18 protein-coding genes are annotated in these 19572 nt (G+C 41.0%); all 18 read left to right on the forward strand.

Annotated elements, in window-relative coordinates; translation table 11 throughout:
- Nucleotides 1-82 precede the first annotated feature (82 nt).
- The 18 genes from BO15_RS13065 (at nt 83) to BO15_RS13630 (ending at nt 19475) form a co-directional block, all read left to right on the forward strand.
- Complete coding sequence (locus BO15_RS13065) at nt 83-3154, forward strand: EAL domain-containing protein (RefSeq protein ID WP_207641076.1); 3072 nt, start codon at nt 83-85, stop codon at nt 3152-3154.
- Between the two features lie 201 nt (nt 3155-3355).
- Nucleotides 3356-4108 (forward strand): DeoR/GlpR family DNA-binding transcription regulator, encoded by a 753-nt coding sequence (locus BO15_RS0104430; protein ID WP_033152756.1) that lies wholly within the window; start codon nt 3356-3358, stop codon nt 4106-4108.
- Between the two features lie 16 nt (nt 4109-4124).
- The gene (gene pfkB / locus BO15_RS0104435; RefSeq protein ID WP_033152758.1) at nt 4125-5030 is read left to right on the forward strand and encodes a 1-phosphofructokinase; all 906 of its coding nucleotides are present in this window, start codon (nt 4125-4127) and stop codon (nt 5028-5030) included.
- Nucleotides 5031-5094: 64 nt separating this feature from the next.
- Nucleotides 5095-7011 carry a PTS fructose transporter subunit IIABC gene (locus BO15_RS0104440; RefSeq protein ID WP_033152760.1) on the forward strand — a complete coding sequence of 639 codons (1917 nt, stop codon included), beginning with the start codon at nt 5095-5097 and terminating at the stop codon, nt 7009-7011.
- Between the two features lie 166 nt (nt 7012-7177).
- Nucleotides 7178-7441, forward strand: coding sequence for an HPr family phosphocarrier protein (locus BO15_RS0104445; protein WP_033152762.1), 264 nt, complete (start codon nt 7178-7180; stop codon nt 7439-7441).
- A gap of 15 nt (nt 7442-7456) precedes the next feature.
- Nucleotides 7457-9160, forward strand: coding sequence for a phosphoenolpyruvate--protein phosphotransferase (gene ptsP / locus BO15_RS0104450; RefSeq protein WP_033152764.1), 1704 nt, complete (start codon nt 7457-7459; stop codon nt 9158-9160).
- Between the two features lie 174 nt (nt 9161-9334).
- Nucleotides 9335-9559 (forward strand): Lar family restriction alleviation protein, encoded by a 225-nt coding sequence (locus BO15_RS0104455; protein ID WP_033152766.1) that lies wholly within the window; start codon nt 9335-9337, stop codon nt 9557-9559.
- Nucleotides 9560-9580: 21 nt separating this feature from the next.
- On the forward strand, nt 9581-11083 hold the full coding sequence (locus tag BO15_RS0104460; protein WP_033154688.1) for a nicotinate phosphoribosyltransferase: 1503 nt from the start codon (nt 9581-9583) through the stop codon (nt 11081-11083).
- Nucleotides 11084-11086: 3 nt separating this feature from the next.
- Entirely contained in the window at nt 11087-11776 is a 690-nt protein-coding gene (locus tag BO15_RS0104465; protein WP_052169767.1) for a class I SAM-dependent methyltransferase, read from the forward strand.
- Between the two features lie 86 nt (nt 11777-11862).
- On the forward strand, nt 11863-13260 hold the full coding sequence (locus tag BO15_RS0104470; RefSeq protein ID WP_033152769.1) for a cache domain-containing sensor histidine kinase: 1398 nt from the start codon (nt 11863-11865) through the stop codon (nt 13258-13260).
- A gap of 93 nt (nt 13261-13353) precedes the next feature.
- Complete coding sequence (locus BO15_RS0104475) at nt 13354-13614, forward strand: DUF1292 domain-containing protein (RefSeq protein WP_044936461.1); 261 nt, start codon at nt 13354-13356, stop codon at nt 13612-13614.
- An 83-nt stretch (nt 13615-13697) separates the two neighbouring features.
- On the forward strand, nt 13698-14357 hold the full coding sequence (larB, locus tag BO15_RS0104480; RefSeq protein ID WP_033152772.1) for a nickel pincer cofactor biosynthesis protein LarB: 660 nt from the start codon (nt 13698-13700) through the stop codon (nt 14355-14357).
- Nucleotides 14358-14391: 34 nt separating this feature from the next.
- Nucleotides 14392-15135, forward strand: coding sequence for an alpha/beta hydrolase (locus BO15_RS0104485; RefSeq protein WP_033152774.1), 744 nt, complete (start codon nt 14392-14394; stop codon nt 15133-15135).
- An 11-nt stretch (nt 15136-15146) separates the two neighbouring features.
- Nucleotides 15147-16514 (forward strand): hypothetical protein, encoded by a 1368-nt coding sequence (locus tag BO15_RS0104490; protein WP_033152776.1) that lies wholly within the window; start codon nt 15147-15149, stop codon nt 16512-16514.
- Nucleotides 16511-17173, forward strand: coding sequence for a ribulose-phosphate 3-epimerase (locus BO15_RS0104495; protein ID WP_033152778.1), 663 nt, complete (start codon nt 16511-16513; stop codon nt 17171-17173). The genes BO15_RS0104490 and BO15_RS0104495 overlap by 4 nt, the downstream gene beginning before the upstream one ends.
- 8 nt (nt 17174-17181) lie before the next feature.
- On the forward strand, nt 17182-17883 hold the full coding sequence (locus BO15_RS0104500; RefSeq protein ID WP_033152780.1) for an IspD/TarI family cytidylyltransferase: 702 nt from the start codon (nt 17182-17184) through the stop codon (nt 17881-17883).
- Nucleotides 17880-18917, forward strand: coding sequence for a galactitol-1-phosphate 5-dehydrogenase (locus BO15_RS0104505; RefSeq protein ID WP_033152782.1), 1038 nt, complete (start codon nt 17880-17882; stop codon nt 18915-18917). The genes BO15_RS0104500 and BO15_RS0104505 overlap by 4 nt, the downstream gene beginning before the upstream one ends.
- A gap of 363 nt (nt 18918-19280) precedes the next feature.
- Entirely contained in the window at nt 19281-19475 is a 195-nt protein-coding gene (locus BO15_RS13630; protein WP_167541207.1) for a hypothetical protein, read from the forward strand.
- Nucleotides 19476-19572: the final 97 nt, after the last annotated feature.

A 19572-nucleotide genomic window follows, 5' to 3' on the forward strand; every position in this document is an offset into this window, starting at 1 on the left:
TAAGGGCCATTCTTCTTATTTTATAAGAAAGGATGGCCCTATTTTGCAACACATAGAATGTATAAAATTTATTCACAAATGAGTGATAGAATGTATTATCGGAGAAGAAAAGGGCCAAGTAATGGGGAAGAGTGAGTTTTTAAAGGACAATCGAGACGAATTGACAGGCCTTCTGGATAAACACGCTTTTATAGAATGGGGCCAGGAACTTATTGACACGCAAGACAAACAGGTTGAGTATGGGTTTGTCTTTTTTGACATGGAAAACTTTAAGCTCTACAACATTAACTACGGGTATGAAAAGGGAGACGAATTATTAGTAGAAATAGGAAAGATATTAGAAGAAATATTTAAAAATGAGCTTGTCGCCAGGTTTTCTGGGGACCATTTTGTAGTTTGTACAAATAGTATACAGATAGTGCCTTCAATAGTTGAAACAAGAAAACGCGTAAAGGCACTACAAAGAAAAATAAATATTGAGCTAAAAGCTGGTGTTTACATATTAGAAGATGACAACATAGATGTTTCAAGATGCGTGGACCGAGCAAGAATGGCATGTGTCAGCATCAAGAAAAAATATGATATCGACTATAGGTTTTACGATGAAGAACTAGCTGGAACAATACAACGAAAACAATTAATTATAGATTCTGTAGATGAAGCTTTAGAAAAAGGATATATAAAGGTATATTATCAGCCAATTATACGAAGCCTCACAGGTAATATTTGTGGATGGGAAGCACTAGTTCGTTGGATTGATCCTAAAAGAGGAGTATTTTATCCGGATGAGTTCATATCTGTATTGGAAGAATACAGATTGATTCATAAGGTTGATTGCTATGTAATCGAAAAAGTTATAGCGAAATTTTCTGAAATGAAAAGAGATGGACTAAAAGCTGCTGTCCCAGTATCTGTGAATTTATCGCGAATTGATTTTGAGACAATAGATTTAATCTCTTATGTTGGTAGTCTGATAGAAAAATATGATACAGATAAAAGCATTATCAGACTAGAAGTAACTGAAAGCGTTATGATGGATAATCCTAGATTTATCCAGGAAGAAATATCCAGATTAAGAGAAAATGGCTACAAAGTGTGGATGGATGACTTTGGTAGTGGTTATTCTTCTCTTAATCTGCTGAGAGCATTTCAGTTTGACCTAGCCAAAATAGATATGGAATTTTTGCAGGATTTTGATACATCAGACAATGGAAAGATTGTATTAAAGCATACTGTATCTATGCTGAAAAATATGGGTATTCATACTCTTGCTGAGGGGGTAGAAACAAAGGAGCAGTACGATTTTTTGAAGCTGTTAGGCTGCGAACTGTTACAGGGATATTATATCGGGCGACCACTGCCTCTTGATGAAAGTATGCGGGAAGTGGAGAAAGCAGGATATAAGTTTGAAAACCTGGATTATAGAGCATTTTTGGATTTAGTTGGGAAAACAGATCTGCTTAGACAAAATCCGTTGGAAGGAAAGCCGGATACTGTTACAGAAAATGATCTTCCTTTAGCAATGGGCCTTGTACGCGATAATAAGTGGAGATTTGCCTATTTCAATGAAGGGTATGAAAAGGCAATAAAAATCTTTGGTAATGAAAATATGGAAAATGCCGAGGCGATGATAAATGGAGATGAAAAATGGCCTTGGATTCAAAAAAATGATTTTTGGAATATGTGCCTTTTAGCTAAGAAATCGGGAGAAGCTGAAAGTATAGAATTTGTAGAAAATGGGCATATTGTGAATATGAGAGCTCGTCATATTGCATATGATGACGAAACACAGACGGATGCGTATCTGGTTTCAATCAGATTATTATCAAACTATTTAAATGAAAGCTATGAAAGCAAGGTCAAAATTGTAAGTAGTTATATATTCTCATTTTACGAATGTATTGACGTCTTTGGATTAGATGGAGTTTATTATGAAAATATATACCTTTCAAATGGCAGTGTACATGTGCGGGATAAAAATTTAAAAGCAAAAGAAATGATAGAAAGCTTATGTAAAAACAAGATACATGAAGACGATAGAGAATTGTTTTATAAGTTGATGGACTTGGAGCACGCCAAGGAAAACCATATATATGAACCAGGAGGAGTTAAGTTTGGTCTACTTAGAATATCCGATGCTAATGGTGAGTACGTATGGAAGTCTGTCACTACAAGGATTATTTCTATATTCGGAAGAGAAGCATTGATGAGTTGTGTTGCTGAGGCTACGCAAGGCATGTCTAATCATATGAGTGAAATTATGTCATATGATAACAGTAACAGCTTAATTAACAAAATAAACGATAATGATTATGCCTTTGAAAATATCCTAAGACTTGTGCCGGTTGGTGTTTTTTGGAAAGATCGAGAACGCAGATTTTTAGGAGCAAATCAGATGTTCCTGGATTATTATGATTTGAAAACGGTCGACAGCATAAGGGGAAAAACTGATGAAGATATGGGATGGCATATTAATCCCGAACCATTTAAGCAGGATGAACTGGCGGTCATAAAAGAAGGAAAGGTAATTAGAAATGTTCCAGGCGAGTGTATTGTAAAAGGCGAGCTCAGGCGCATATCAGCAAGCAAGCAGCCATTTGTTATTGATGGCAAAATTGTTGGATTATTGGGATATTTTGTTGATATAACTGATGATGAAAAAGTGAAGGCTAATCTAGAAGCATTATCAAATACAGATGAATTAACAGGAATGTTAAATCGACGAGCTTTTGATGAAATTGTAGACAAATACATTGATCAATACAATATAGATAAAACGGATTTTGCAATGATGGTATTTGATATTGATAGGTTTAAGCAGGTAAATGATCGTTATGGTCATATGTTTGGAGATTTGGTTCTCAAAGCTGTAAGCAAAAGATTAAAGGAGGTAACTAATAACAATAGTCTGGTATTTAGAATAGGAGGGGATGAGTTTGCCCTTTTGCACCAGTATGCTAGCAAAACAGAGTTGGATAGTATAGTTCAGGACTTTAATTACAAAATTGCAAAGATAAAGAGAATAGGTAATGAGGATATAAAAGTAAGAGTATCAGTTGGAGTATCAACTTATAAAGAGACAGAGGATAAGGATCGTATGTATGAATTATCAGATAAACGTATGTATGACGACAAGCTGTCGAAGAAAGGATAAAGATTTGGGAGGCACTACTACTGTGCCTTCCTTTTTCATTTATCAAATTGTTACAAAATATACCACATTGAAATAGTAAAAGTGACAGAATTTGACTAGGTGTGATTATTTATGAGCGTTTATGATTGCAAAGCCCGAAATATGGTGTTATATTTTCCTTAGAACAATCAAATTCAATCGAATTTGTTCAAGGGGTGGAAAATGCTAACAGAAGAACGAAGGGCAAAAATAATTGAAATAGTCAATGAAAAAAAGGCGGTTTCAGTAAATGAATTGGTAGAGTTGCTAGACACATCAGCAGCTACCATTCGAAGAGACATCAATGCACTCAATCGTTCTAAGCAACTGGTGAAGGTATTTGGAGGTGCTACTGCAATATCCACTTTGGATGTAAACACCAAAGAGGACGCAGTAAAGGCAAAGGCTAGCAAAAATGTAGCTGAAAAAGATTGCATCAGCAAATATGCAGCAGGGCTTATACAGGACAATGATTTTGTGTACATCGATGCAGGAACTACAACACTTACCATGATTGATTACATTGATAATCACAAGGCTAAGTACATTACTAACGGTGTAGTTCATGCAAAGAAGCTTATGGACAAAGGGCTTGAAGCCATCATGATTGGAGGCAGGCTCAAGGCCCCAACAGAGGCAGTAGTTGGTCCAGATTGTGTTGAGTTTATTCGAAAATATCATTTTACTAAAGCCTTCATGGGAACCAATGGCATTTCAATTCATGCAGGGTTTACCACACCAGATGTGGACGAGGCCATGATTAAGACAGAAGCAATCAGACATGCTTATATGTCATACGTTTTGGCAGACCACACCAAATTTGATCAGATTAATTCGGTCACATTTGCGCAGATTGGTGATTGCTGCATCATCACAGATAAGCTACAGGCTAGAGATTATATTAATCACACAGTAGTAAAAGTATGTGCAGAATAAACTAGGAGGAAACGTAATGATTTATACTGTTACATTCAATCCAGCATTGGATTATGTTGTGCGTATGGATGGAGATTTACTTCCAGGCATGACAAACCGTTCTTCAAGTGAGGAATATTATTTCGGAGGTAAGGGAATCAACGTATCAATGGTTCTCTCAGAGCTTGGATTAAAGAGTACAGCATTAGGATTTATCGCAGGCTTCACAGGTCATGCAATTGACGCAGGTGTTAAGGCTGCAGGAATCGACACAGACTTCATCGAATTAAAAGAAGGCATTTCACGAATCAATGTAAAGCTTAAGGCAACAGAGGAAACAGAGATTAATGCTCAGGGACCAAAGATTGACGAAGCAGCACAGATGGAACTTTTCAATAAGCTTTCAAAGCTGGTAGAGGGCGATGTACTTATTCTCGCTGGATCAATTCCAAATTCTTTACCAGATGATGTATATGAAAGAATCCTTTCTGCTTTAGATGGCAAGGGAATCGAGTTTGTAGTTGATGCTACAAAGGATCTTCTTACAAACGTATTAAAGTATCATCCATTCTTAATCAAGCCAAACAATTTTGAGCTTGGCGAAATCGTAGGCAAAGAGCTTAAGACAGACGATGAGATTTACGAGGGAGCATTAAAGCTTCAGGAAATGGGCGCAAGAAACGTTCTTATCTCAATGGCTGGGGACGGCGCAATGCTCGTTGATGAAAATGGAAACAGATATCGCATCGGCGTACCTAAGGGAAAGGTTCGCAACTCAGTAGGAGCTGGCGATTCAATGGTTGCTGGTTTCGTTGCAGGATATATGAAGACAAAGGACTACGATGTAGCGTTAAAGATGGGAACAGCTGCAGGTTCTGCAACAGCATTTTCTGATGGTCTTGCACAGGCTGCAGATATCGATGCACTTTATAAAACATTGTAATTAGCTGCTTACTCGGAGAAGGCAGTTAATATATATTAATTTTTAAACACATGTAGGAGGGAATATGAAAATTTCAGAGTTTATCGATCCTAGAGGGATCAAGCTTCAAGAGGCGATAGCTTCTCAGGACGAAGCAATCGACAAGCTTATTGCTCTTCATAACGAAGTAGGCAACTTAAGCGACGTAGCAGGATTTAAAGAGGCAATCCTTGCACGTGAGGCAAAGGGCACAACAGCTATTGGTAATGGTATTGCAGTACCACACGGAAAGTCAGCAGCAGTTAAGAAGGCTGGTCTTGTTGCAATTACATGTCCAGCAGGTGTTGATTACAAGGCTCTTGATGGTAAGCCAAGTAATTTATTATTCATGATCGCAGCTCCAGAGGGTGGCGCTGATACACATCTTGAGGTTCTTTCAAAGCTTATGCAGATGCTTATGGACCCTGCATTCTGCAAGACTCTTGTTGAGTCAAAGTCAGTTGATGAATTCCTTGCACACATCGATGCAAAGGAAGCTGAGAAGGATGCAGCAAGTGCAAACAAGACAGATCTTTCAAAGGCTGCTTCAGGCACAAAGAAGATCGTTGCAGTTACAGCATGCCCAACAGGTATTGCACATACATTTATGGCAGCTGAGTCTCTTGAGCAGAAGGCTAAAGAGCTTGGTATTGCATTTAGAGTAGAAAAAGATGGTTCTGGCGGAGCTAAGGATCCTCTTACAGCAAAGGAAATCGAAGAAGCAGATGCAGTTATTATCGCTGCAGATAAGAACGTAGATATGAGCGTATTCGATGGCAAGAAGGTTGTACTTGCATCTACAAAGGATGCAATCCACACACCAGAGAAGCTTTTCGACAAGGCTGAGACAGCTTCTGTATATCATCACACAGGTGCAGTTTCAAAGAAGTCTGACGACAGCAACGAGTCAATCGGACGTCAGCTTTACAAGCACCTTATGAATGGTGTATCACACATGCTTCCATTCGTTATCGGTGGTGGTATCCTTATCGCTATCGCATTCTTACTTGATGATTACTCAATTGATCCAAGCAACTTTGGTATGAACACTCCAGTAGCAGCTTGGTTCAAGACAGTTGGTGGTGCAGCATTTGGATTCATGCTTCCAATTCTTGCTGGTTTCATCGCTCAGTCAATCGCAGACAGACCAGGTCTTGCAGTTGGTTTCGTTGGTGGTGCTCTTGCAGCTTCTGGTGCTACATTTGCAGCTCCAGGAGGAAACATTCCATCAGCATTCCTTGGCGCTTTAGTAGCAGGTTTTGCAGCTGGTTACTTCATGAAGTGGCTCGAAAAGCTTTGCGACAAGCTTCCACAGTCTCTTGAAGGTATCAAGCCAGTTCTTATTTACCCACTTTGCGGTATTACAGTAATCGGTGTTATCATGTGCGCTGTTAACCCAATCGTTGGTGCACTTAACGCTTGGATTTCTGGTGTTCTTTCAGGCATGGGAACAACATCACTTGTACCACTTGGAATTATCCTTGGCGCAATGATGGCAACAGACATGGGTGGCCCACTTAACAAGGCAGCATATGTATTTGGTACAGCAGCTCTTGCAGAGCAGAACGAAGTAGGCTGGATGATCATGGCAGCAGTTATGGTTGGTGGTATGGTTCCTCCAATCGCAATCGCTCTTGCAACACTTATCTTCCCTAAGAAGTTTACAGTTGCTGAGAGAAAGGCTGGCCCAGTTAACTTCATCATGGGCTTCTGCTTCATCACAGAGGGTGCTATCCCTTACGCAGCAGCAGATCCACTTCACGTAATCCCATCTCTTATGGTTGGTTCTGGTGTAGCTGGTGCACTTTCAATGGTATTTAGATGTACACTTATGGCTCCACACGGTGGAATCTTCGTATTCCCTGTAGTTGGCCACTGGGCACTTTACCTTGTAGCTCTTGCAGTTGGTTCAGTTGTAAGCTGTGTACTTCTTGGCTTATTGAAAAAAAATGTAGAAGAATAGTTCAGAATCTGTTAATATATTGAACGATAAAAAACCATTCTGGGGGACTATGCTCCCCTAGAATGGATTTTATGTTTTTGTACTTTATAGACTTCCCGTTTATTCTATAAAGTATAGACACATAAAATAGATAATTGTATTTTGCGAAACGAAAGGAGTTTTATTTATGGTTTCACAGAAGGTAAAGGTAACTAACGAACAGGGTATGCACATGCGCCCAGCTACAGTATTCAGCGCAGCTGTTACACCATTCGATTCAGATGTTAAGATTTTATTCAACGGTAACGCATACGACGGAAAGAGCGTTATGATGCTTATGGCAGCTTGCATTAAGTGTGGTGCTGAAATCGAGATCCAGTGTGATGGTCCTGATGAGGAAGCTGCACTTGCAAAGGCAGTAGAGTTAGTAGAGAGCGGTCTCGGAGACTAATACAGGAGGATACTTATGTACAAAGGCATTGAAGCGTCTAGAGGTATTGGTATCGGAAGCATTTGTCTTATTGTTGAGCACGATTTAAGCTTTGAATCTAAGCACATCGATGATACTGAGGCAGAGAAGGCTAGATTCAATAACGCAATCGAAGCATTTAAGACAGAGACTTCAGCTATGGCTGAAAACATCAGAAAGAACATCGGTCCTAAGGAAGCAGAAATCATGGAAGGTCATCTTGCTATGATCGCTGATCCTACTATGGCTGGCGAGATGACAAAGATGATCGAAGCTGGTCAGTGCGCAGAAGCTGCAGTTACAGCTGTTTGCGATATGTTCATTGGCATGTTCTCAAAGATGGAAGATGATATGATGCGTCAGCGTGCATCAGATATTTCTGATATCAAGATCAGCTTACTTAAGCTTTTACTTGGCATTGAGGATGTTGATATTAGTAAGGTAGCACCAGGTACAGTACTTGTTGCTCATGATCTTACACCTTCTATGTGTTCTCAGATTGTTAAGGAGAACGTTGTAGGTATCATTACAGAAGTTGGTGGTAAGACATCTCACTCTGCAATTCTTGCTAGAGCACTTGAGATCCCAGCTGTACTTTCAGTTCCTAACATCACAGAAATCGTTAAGGATAAGGATACAGCAATCGTAGACGGTACTGAGGGTGATGTTTACATCAACCCAGACGGAGAAGTTATTTCTCAGTACGTAATTAAGCGCGAAGAGTTCGTTAAGGCTCAGGCAGAGCTTAAGAAGTTCATTGGACAGAAGACAGTTACAGCTGATGGAACAGAGCTTGAATTATTCTGCAACATCGGTACACCAAAGGATGCTAGAAAAGCTGTTGAATGCGACGGCGAAGGCATCGGTCTTTTCCGTTCAGAGTTCTTATTTATGGATAGACCACACCTTCCTACAGAGGAAGAGCAGTTCGAGGCTTACAAAGAAGCTGTAGAAATCATGGGTGGCCGCACAGTTATCATCCGTACACTTGATATCGGTGGTGACAAGGATATTCCATATCTCGGACTTGAAAAAGAGGAAAACCCATTCCTCGGATATAGAGCAGTTAGATATTGCTTAGCAAATTCTGAGATGTACAAGATTCAGCTTAGAGGTATCCTCAGAGCTAGTGCATTCGGAAATGTTAAGATCATGGTTCCACTTGTTACTTGTGTAGACGAGGTTCGCGCAGTGAAGGCTCTCGTTGAGGAGTGCAAGAATGAGCTTAGAGCAGAAGGCGTTAAGTTCGATGAGAACATCGAGGTTGGTTGCATGGTAGAGACAGCAGCTGCTTCACTTATCGCTGATATCCTTGCAAAGGAAGCTGATTTCTTCTCAATTGGAACAAACGATTTAACACAGTACACAATGAGTGTTGATAGAGGAAATGCAGAAGTTGCATACCTTTACTCAGCATTCCAGCCAGCTGTACTTCGTTCTATCAAGAACATTATCCAGGCTGGTAACGCTGCTGGCATCACTGTTGGTATGTGTGGCGAGGCCGCTGCAGATCCACTTATGATTCCACTCCTTATCTCATTCGGATTAAAGGAATACAGTGTAAACCCTGTACTTGTACTTACAGCACGTTCAATTATTTCTAAGTGGTCAAAGGCTGAGGCAGATGCTCTCGCAGAGAAGGTGCTTGCCCTTACTACAGAAAAGGAAATTGTTGAATTGCTCAAAGCATCAGCTAAATAAATCTGTATATACAGACAGTCTGTGTAGCTATCTTGTTACAGCTACAAGCCTGATGATTTCTCCGCTTGACAACATGTCTCGCTTGAGAAATATCAGAGCTTGTTGCTTACAAGATAGCTTTTTTACTGTAATTAAATTATAATAATTTAGAAATACGGTTTTAAGGAGATACACATGAGCGATATTACAGAAAACATTGACATACATGATTGCCCAATCTGCGGAGGCGCAGGTTTGATTGAGGCAGAGGATCACGGATATTATGTGGCATGCCTTGATTGCGGAAGCTACACAGGTACTGTTGGCTTCAAGACAGAAGAGGGCAGATTAGAAGCTGCAGAGAAAGCAGCAATGCTTTGGAATACTGGTAAAGTAATTAACAGTGCACCAGGAGAATAAACTGGGAGAAAGAAGGAAATGATGAAGCAAACACAGGATAAAGCTCGTAATCTTACCATGATGATGGATGAGTACGAACTTACTATGGCAAATGCGTACTTTAACGACCCTACTATCGATAACAATACTAGGGTTAGCTTTGATGTGTTTTACAGAGTAAATCCAGATGGAGGCGGTTTTGCAATTTTTGCAGGACTTCAGCAGGTTAAGGATTATCTTCTTAACATGCACTTCACTGACGAGGATATTGAATACTTGAGAAGTGTGGGACACTTCACTGAGAACTTCCTTGAGTATCTTAAGGATTTCAAGTTTACAGGTGATGTGGATGCATTCCCAGAGGGAACTATCATGTATCCTAACGAGCCAATTATCACAGTTACTGCCCCTATCATTGAGGCACAGCTTGTTGAGACAGAGATTTTGGCTCAGGTTAACCACCAGTCTTTGATTGCTACAAAGGCTAGTCGTATTGTTCGTGCAGCAGCTGGTCGTGCAGTTTCAGATTTCGGAGCAAGACGTGCTCACAACAACGACGCAGCTATTTATGGTGCTAGAGCAGCATACATCGGCGGTGCCAGCGGTACAGCTACAGTATCTGCAGGCCAGTACTTCGATATTCCAATCGGTGGAACTATGGCCCACAGCTATGTAATGTACTTCACATCTGATGACAACGATTACCGTACTTCTGAGCTTGCAGCTTTCAGAAGTTTTGCAAAGAGCTATCCTAACAACTGCATCCTTTTGGTAGATACATACAATGTTTTAAAATCAGGTGTGCCAAATGCTATCAAGGTATTCCAGGAGATGAAGGATGCCGGCATTGAATCAAAGAGCTTTGGTATCAGAATCGACTCTGGTGACTTGGCATATCTTACAAAGAAAGCTAGAAAGATGCTTGATGATGCTGGCTTTACAGATGCCAAAATCATCGTAAGCAATTCTTTGGATGAGTACACTATCACATCTATCCTACAGCAGGGTGGACAGGTAAATTCATTTGGTGTAGGTGAGCGACTTATCACAGCAAAGTCAGAGCCTGTATTTGGTGCTGTTTACAAGCTTTGTGCAGTTACAGATTCAAAGACTGGCCAGGTGATTCCAAAGATCAAGATTTCTGAAACTGTTGAAAAGATTACAAATCCTGGATTAAAGGATGTATATAGAATCAAGGACGAGCACGGCAGAGCAGTTGCAGATTTGCTTGCCATTAAGGGCGAGGAAGTGGATATAACTGCAGAGGGTGGATACAAATTTGTAGACCCAGAGCAGCCATGGAAGAGCACACACATCTTTGAAAATTGCACAGCTGAGTTGTTGCAGCAGCCTCTTATCCGCGGTGGAAAGCAGGTAGCTGAGGATGAGGATATGCAGACAATCCGCAACCGTGTTAAGACTCAATTGGAGACAAGTGTATGGCCTGAGGAGCAGCGTTTCGAGAATCCTCACAAGCACTACCTAGATATGACTCCAAACTACTACAACATGAAGATGGATCTTCTTCGCAAAGAGGACAAATAGTTCATGACAAATGAAGAATTATTAAGATTTAATACAAAGCTTGCCACAGTTAATTTGAGCCTTCAGCAAAATGCTGAGGGCCTCACTTTGACTGACGGTGAGCTTTCTATAATGGTAGATTTTAGGGAAATGCTTCCAAGATTAAAGCAGAGCAATCTTCAGCGAGAGATGCTTGTGAAGGCCGCCAGAATAAAGGGGCAGCCAATGCCACAGACTCTTATCGATGCAACTGCAGGATTTGGAGAGGATTCCCTTATTTTAGCGGCAGCAGGTTTTCAGGTGCAGCTTTATGAATTTGATGAAGTTATAGCTGTCCTTTTGAAGGATGGTATGGAACGAGCATTGGAAATCCCAGAGCTGAAAGAAGCGGTAGGGCGAATGAAGCTGGTTTGTGGAGATAGCACGGAAGGCATGAGAAAACTGGACTTTAAGCCAGATATCGTGCTGCTTGATCCAATGTTTCCAGCAAGACAGAAGAGCGCATTGATAAAGAAGAAGTTTCAGTTGATTCAAAGGCTTGAAAGCCCATGCTCTACAGAAGAACAGCTTTTAGATGCAGCAGTGGCGGCGGATCCAAAACGAATTGTAATTAAGCGTCCGCTGAAGGGGCCATACTTGGCAGATAGAAAACCAAGCTACAGTTTGGAAGGTAAAGCGATTCGCTACGATTGCTTTGTTTTTGCGAGAAATTAAATAGTTTTTTCACAGAATTCTCTTATTTATATACTAAGATACTCGTATAGTACCTTAGTGACATTGTGGATTTGAGAGGATTCAGAATGAAAAATAGGAAGCGTTCATCTATCAGAAGAAAGATAACAAGACATGTGATTGCAGCGTTGGTAATTACTGTTACAGTTATGACAGTTATCAACCTGGTATATTTGTCTAGAAGAATAATAGAACAGCAGGAGACTAAGCTTGAATTGGCCACTCAGATGAGTGCTCATGAAGTTGAAACCTGGTTGAATGATATGGCCACAGTAACTGAGGATATGGCAACCAGCCTTACGGCAATCGGAGATTTAAATGAGGCTACAGTAAGGGCGGTTGTAGATAGAGTGGCTCTTAATCATCCTGAGTTTTTCTATGTATACTTCTCTGACTATCATGGAAACATGACAATGGCTAGGGGAATCGATTTTAAAGCAACTGGTGTGGATCCAAGAATGAGAGGCTGGTATCAAAAAGCTGCAAAATATGGTCACACAGTTGTGATTGACCCATATGCAAGTGCAACCAGGCCAGATGTAATGATGGTTACGGTGGCAACGCCAGTATATTGGGGAACCACAATGGTAGGCGTAGTTGCTGTGGATGCAGATATTGAGAGTATTCAGGAATTTATGAATACAATCGATTTCGAGGAAGGTTCATACGGATTCCTGCTTGATAGCCAGGATAATATCATCGTTCATCCAAATTCTCAGTACAATCCAACATCGGAAGCTATTGTTTCGGCAGTAGAAGTAATGCCGGAGCTTGAGGAAGTGCTGGATTCCAAGGGTGAATATATTACGGCAAAGGATTACACTGGCACAGAGATGGTATATTCGGTGACAAAGCTCCATGACAGTGGCTGGACGGTGGCAGTGGCATATCCAGAAAAAGGATTCTTGGCACATGTTGATAGAGGAATAAGAATCAGTATATTTGTGGCAATCATCTGTGCTCTTCTTGCGGTTGGGGATATTACCTATACAGTTAGAAAAGTGCTTAAGCCTTTGGATAAAATCAATCCAGCAATGGATAGAATCATGGAGGGTGATTTCTCTACACCTATTGATTTTGCAACGGCCGATGACGAGATTGGTGATTTGCAGAACAAGCTGGCTATGAGCTTGGCGGAGCTTTCGGATATTATCCATATTCAGCAGTATGTACTGTCTGAGATGGAACAGGGAAATTTGGCTGTGGCCGATATGGATGAGTTCCCAGGTGAAATGAATGATATCAGTATGTCGGTTAATTCTATCAAGGCTAGATTTAATGACATGATTTCTGATATTCAGTTTTCTGCTATCAATCTGCAGAGCTTTGCTATGGGAATAAATGAAACAGACGATATAGAGGAAATTAAAGCAATATTTGAAGAGTTGTCGGCAGAGGCAAATGCGTTGATGGAAAAGACATCTAGGTTCACGACTATGCCAACAACATATGAAGTTCGCTTTTAATTCATAAATTTTGCTAAACTTATACACAAATCTATTGTACAATATTTCCTATAGTCGGGGAGAGCTATGAATCCTAGAAGGAGGTTCCCAACGATGGATAATGAATTCAAAGAGTACATCACATTTGTGGTTAACACTAAAGATGGCGATGAGGTTGAGATGGCTGTAATAGATCAGTTCGAATTTGAGAACAAGGGTTATGTTGCAGCGGCTTTGGTGGATGGAGACACAGTTAGCGATGAGGGCTGTTTCATCTACAGAGTAAAGGTTGGAGAGGAAGATTTCAAAGTAGAAAAGATCACCAACCAGATTGACTATAAGAGAATCGCAGAAGCTTATATGGAAATGATGTAGGCAATGATGTCGGGGTAGCAGTGCTACCCCGTTTTATTTTTGTTGCATTTCCATTATAATGGAGGTATCTAGGAGGATTCTGAATGGAATTTGCAAACTTGGATTTTGATCGAAAGAATCGGACAGGATTCCCAGAAGTGATTTTTTGCCAGGGCAAAATGGATGACTTTCTGGTAGATATCTATCAAAAGATGTACGAAAGAGATGGCTGCGTGTTTGGTACCAGAGCATCTGAGCATCAGTATGAAATCGTAAAGGCGGTATTGCCAACAGCCACTTATGATAAAGTAAGCAGGATTCTCAAGGCAAAAAAGCCGGATTTTGAGGAGCCAGAGCTTATCGGCAATGTTGCAGTGCTGACAGCTGGCACAGCAGATATTCCTGTAGCTGAGGAAGCAGCACAAACAATTGAGTATTTTGGAAGTAAGGCAACTAGGGTTTTCGATGTGGGAGTAAGCGGAATTCATAGATTGCTTGAAAACGTAGATACTTTAAATGAAGCCAACTGCGTGGTGGCAGTGGCAGGCATGGAAGGCGCGCTGGCGTCAGTGGTAGGCGGACTGGTTAAGGTTCCGGTTATTGCTGTGCCAACTAGCGTAGGATATGGAGCCAACATGGGCGGAATATCGGCACTTCTTACCATGATTAATTCATGTGCCAATGGAATTTCGGTGGTAAACATCGACAATGGTTACGGAGCAGGTTATATAGCAACCCAGATTAACAGACTGGCGGTACATTGAGGGGCATTCTAGAAAAGGGTTAATAAGGGTATAAATGAAAAGTAATAAGGGAAAAAAGTTAAGAATTACAGGGATTATGGTCCTTGTGTTAATCGTTGCAATCGTAGTTAAGTTCTATAGCTATGTAAATAATTATTATCAGGCTACAGATAGAGCCATGGAGTACATCAACAATCCAGCAGAGGGAGTAACTGTGGAGTATGTTGATAATACAATCGTATTTGAGCCGGAAAATCCAGTGGCCGGATTTATTTTTTATCCAGGCGGGCTGGTAGAATCGGAAGCATATGCTCCTTTGATGGAACAGCTGGCAGAGCAGGATATCATGTGCATCATTGTTGAAATGCCATACTATCTGGCCATGTTTGATGCAAATGGGGCCAGAGGCATCCAGGCTAAGTATCCCCAAATCGATGAGTGGTACTTAGGCGGCCACAGCTTAGGCGGAGCCATGGCATCGCTTTATGCCGACAGACATCAGAGCGAATACGAAGGACTGATTCTTCTTGCCGCATACTCTACCAAGGATTTGACAGATGAACCAGCCATGAATGTTTTATCAATCCGCGGTTCTGAAGACGGCGTATTAAATATGGAGAAATATAATGAAAACTTGGCAAATCTGCCTGCAGATTATGAAGAGGTGATTATCCAGGGTGGCTGCCACGGATACTTTGGGGACTATGGCATGCAGTCTGGGGATGGCGAGCCTACAATCACCGTGGAAGAGCAGACAGAGGCTACGGTAGAGGCGATTGGGGAGTTTGTAGAAAAATAGGAGACTAATTGATGCGACAGTCTAAGGCTAAACAAATTACTAATTACATTGCATTATTTAGGAAGATTGTAGAAGGAATCTACACAAGTTTATCCGCAAAAAATGTGGATGTTGAAGGGGCATGTTCATATCTGGAAATGTGCCAACAGCGCGCGATTGATTTCGGTACTTTTATTGAGGGTGAAGAAGGGGAAGGTCATCCAACAGTAAAATTGCTGGAAGAATTTTGCGAAGTTCTATATGAAATTCACGAGGAGATTCAATCTGAAAGGGGCTTATCGGCAGACTCTGCCAAGGCCCGCCTCGATACCATGGTTAACAGAATTGAAGAAAGTGCAAATAATGATATCACCATCACTACGGTGAAAGTGTTTTTGCCATATAAGGCAAGCATGTGGGATTCACTTGAGAGCGTTTGGATGAAGGCAAACGAAGATCCCAACTGTACAGCTATCGTAATTCCGATACCTTATTTCGACAAGAACCCGGATGGTTCAGTAAAAGAAATGCACTACGAAGGAAATGACTATCCAGATAATGTGCCAGTAGTTTCATTTGAAAACTTTGATTTTATGGGTGTTCATCCAGAGGAGGTGTATATTCACAATCCATACGATGATTGGAATTACGTAACATCGGTACATCCATATTTCTATACAGATAACATCAAAAAGTTTACAGACAAGCTTATTTACATACCATACTTCGTATTGGCGGAGCCAGATGTGGACAATCCTGATGTTCTTGAGAGCTTGAAGGGATATGTGCTATCGAAGGGTGTGGTAAACGCAGATGAGGTCATTGTTCAGTCTGAGCAGATGCGTGAGGCCTATATCAGAGTGCTTACTGCTCAGTTTGGAGAAGATACCAGACCTAGCTGGGAGGCCAAAATAAAAGGTACTGGCTCGCCAAAGGTGGAAAAGCTGCTTCGTATGTCGAAAGAAGAACAGGATATTCCAGAGGATTGGAAGAAGATTATCACTAAGCCAGATGGCAGCAGAAAGAAAATCATTTTTTACAATACAAGCGTAGTTGCCATGCTCAATCAGAAGCAAAAAATGATTGATAAGATAAAGGATGCCTTGGAAGTATTCAAGGAGTGTAAGGATGATGTAGCCCTTTTGTGGCGTCCACATCCACTTACTATGGCAACCATCGAAAGTATGGTTCCTGAGATTCGTGACCAATATAAAAAGATAATTGAGGATTATCGTGCTGAAGGCTGGGGAATCTATGATGACACCCCAGATATGGACAGAGCAATTATAATTAGCGACGCCTATTACGGGGACCCAAGCAGTCTTGTGCAGTTGTATGAGAAATTAGAAAAACCAATCATGATCCAAAATGTGGATGTGCTTGAAAAGGAGAGCGTATGAGCTTTGAATTAAATGCATCAATGATGTGTGCCAATTATGGACATTTGGCCAGAGAAGTAAACGAATTGGAAAATGCAGGCATCGATTCTTTCCATATCGATATTATGGATGGTCGATATGTGCCAAACTTTGCCATGTCTTTGAATGATATGACATATATTTCCAGAGTTACTTATAAGCCAATGGATGTTCATTTGATGGTTGAGCACCCTAGCAACACAATCGATTTGTTTATCAGGAATTTGAGAAAGGGCGATACTATCTACATCCATCCTGAGGCAGAGTATCATCCATCCACAACATTGCAGAAGATTATCGATGCAGGGATGATTCCTGGAATTGCTATCAACCCAGGTACAAGTATTGAAACGGTAATGGAGATGCTTCGCATTGTTGATAAGGTTTTAGTAATGTCTGTAAATCCTGGAAACGCTGGTCAGATGTATCTGCCTTATGTTGGTCAGAAGGTGGAACGTCTTCTGGAGCTTAGGGAGGAGATGGACTTCAAGCTCTATTGGGATGGCGCCTGCGCAAAGGATAAGATTATGAAGTACGCGCCAATGGGACTTGATGGATTTGTTCTTGGAACTACACTTTTGTTTGGCCAGGGACGTCCATATGATGAGATTATCAACGATATTAGAAACATGAACTTATAGGTAAGCATATGAATATAGCGATTTTACTTTCAGGGGGGACCGGCAGCAGGCTTGGTTCGCAGAAGCCAAAGCAGTATCTGGATGTGGAAGGCAAGCCAATCATCATGTACTGCATGGAGACCCTAGAGAAAAGTGAATTAATAGATAAGATTCAAATTGTTGCACATGAGGAATGGGCGGATTTGATTAAATATTGGGCTGCACAGTATGGTGTGGAGGAAAAGATTTGTGGTTTCTCAAAGCCAGGAGAGAATAGGCAGTTGTCTATTTATAATGGGCTGAAGGATATTAGAGAGTTTGCCAGCGATGATGATAACGTTTTTATCCACGATGCAGCCAGACCAAATCTTAGGTTATCAACAATTCAGGATTCATTTGAAGCTATAAGTGGATACGACGGAGTTATCCCGGTCCTTCCAATGAAGGATACAGTTTATTTGAGCAAGGACGGTTTGGAGATTGATTCACTTTTGAACCGCCAGGAAATATTTGCTGGTCAAGCGCCAGAGACTTTTGTGTATGGTAAATATTTGGAGGCCAATGAAAGGCTTGTAAATTCTGGTGAGATTATGAGAATCAACGGATCCACAGAACCTGCAGTGATGGCAGGCATGAAAATGCATATGATTGCAGGGGACGAGGGCAATTTTAAAATCACTACAAGTGATGATTTAGAACGATTTACTGAACAGATAAAGGCGATGAAATGAAGGCATTAGTTTTAGAAGATGTTGGAAAAATCAAAATAGATGATATAGCAAAACCTTCCCCTAAACAGGGGGAGGTTTTAGTGCATGTAAAGGCCTGCGGTATATGCGGCTCGGACATACCAAGAGCCTACAAGGACGGCGCCCACAACATGCCACTTGTGATAGGTCACGAATTTGCAGGCGAGGTCTGTGAAGTTGGTGAAGGCGTGTCTGGTGACTGGGCCGGCAAGGCTGTTGGAATCTTTCCACTTATTCCATGCAAGAAGTGCCCTTGCTGTGTGGAAAAGAAATACGAAATGTGCAAAAACTATTCTTATTTGGGCTCACGTGTGGATGGCGGCTTCGCCGAGTATGTGGCAGTGCCAGAATGGAATCTGATGGAGCTAGGCAGCGGCGTTTCCATGGAGCAGGCTGCCATGATGGAACCAATGGCTGTGGCTGTGCATGCGATTAGGCAGGGGTTGAGAGCCTGCGGTAAGGACTTGCAGGATTTGGGCCAGCTTCGCAAAGCTAAGGTGGCTGTAATAGGCCTTGGTACTATCGGCTTGCTATTGACCATGTTTTTGAAGGACATGGGATTTGAAAATGTGTATACTATCGGAAAAAAAGAGATACAAAGGCAGAAAGCCTTTGAGTTTGGCGTGGACGAAGCTCACTATGTAAAAGAGATTTCAGATGTGGACCTTTTCTTCGAATGCGTGGGCTCCACAGAAAGCCTCATCACCGGAATCAATGCAGCCGCCCCTGGCGGCGTGGTCTGCACTGTTGGCAACCCATCCAGTGACATGAACATCGACCGCCACGCATACTGGCAAATTCTCCGCAACCAGCTGACCCTGGTGGGCACCTGGAACTCATCCTTCACCCACGACACCATCGACGACTGGCACTACGTGCTTGGCAGATTGCAGCAGGGCGCAGTGAAGCCTGAGAAGCTGATTACTCATAAGTTCGGGCTGGAGGAGATTCTGGAAGGCTTTGAGATTATGAGGGATAAGAAGGAAGAGTATGTGAAGGTGATGGGGGTAGTTTAAAATTCTGGTGAAATGATTTAAATATAAATTAAAATGATGAGAAAATAAACCTGAGATAATGGGGAGTAGAGTTGAATATGGACTAATATATTAGTCATATTGGATGAAATAAGCGGAAAAGACTAATATATTAGCCGTAGTGTTTTATTTCAAAAAATATGGAGAAAAATTATAATGTCGATAAAATTTGACATAAACTACGTTTTTTGTAAATTTTTATTGACATAATAAGGTGATAAGGAAATTAAGGTTAGCAAAACCAGTTTCACAAAAATAGAAAGGTGAAAATAGCTTCGCGGCTGATGCTGCGAAGCTATTTGTGTCTTATGTTATAATCGAAGTTAAGTTGAAAAAGTTATTAAAATGTATGTAAAAGAGGATGGAAAAGTGGAGTTATTGGATTATTTAAAACAGAAAATGGCTGGAATGGAAAAGCCAGAAGATAGTAGTAAACTATTTGAACATAAATCCTTTTCCGAGCGACTCAAAGAATATGATGGTGAAATAGAGGTATATGAGTTTGATTGGGGAGAATCGGTAGGAAGGGAAATGGTTTGAATTTTTAAAACATAAAAAATCGTTGGAGTAAACAAAAATGAATATATAGTACTTGTAGAAGATGAGATGGGGGACCATCTCATTTTTATTTGGAAAA

It is taken from the genome of Pseudobutyrivibrio ruminis HUN009 (assembly GCF_000703005.1).
Classification (GTDB): Bacteria; Bacillota; Clostridia; order Lachnospirales; family Lachnospiraceae; genus Pseudobutyrivibrio; species Pseudobutyrivibrio ruminis_A.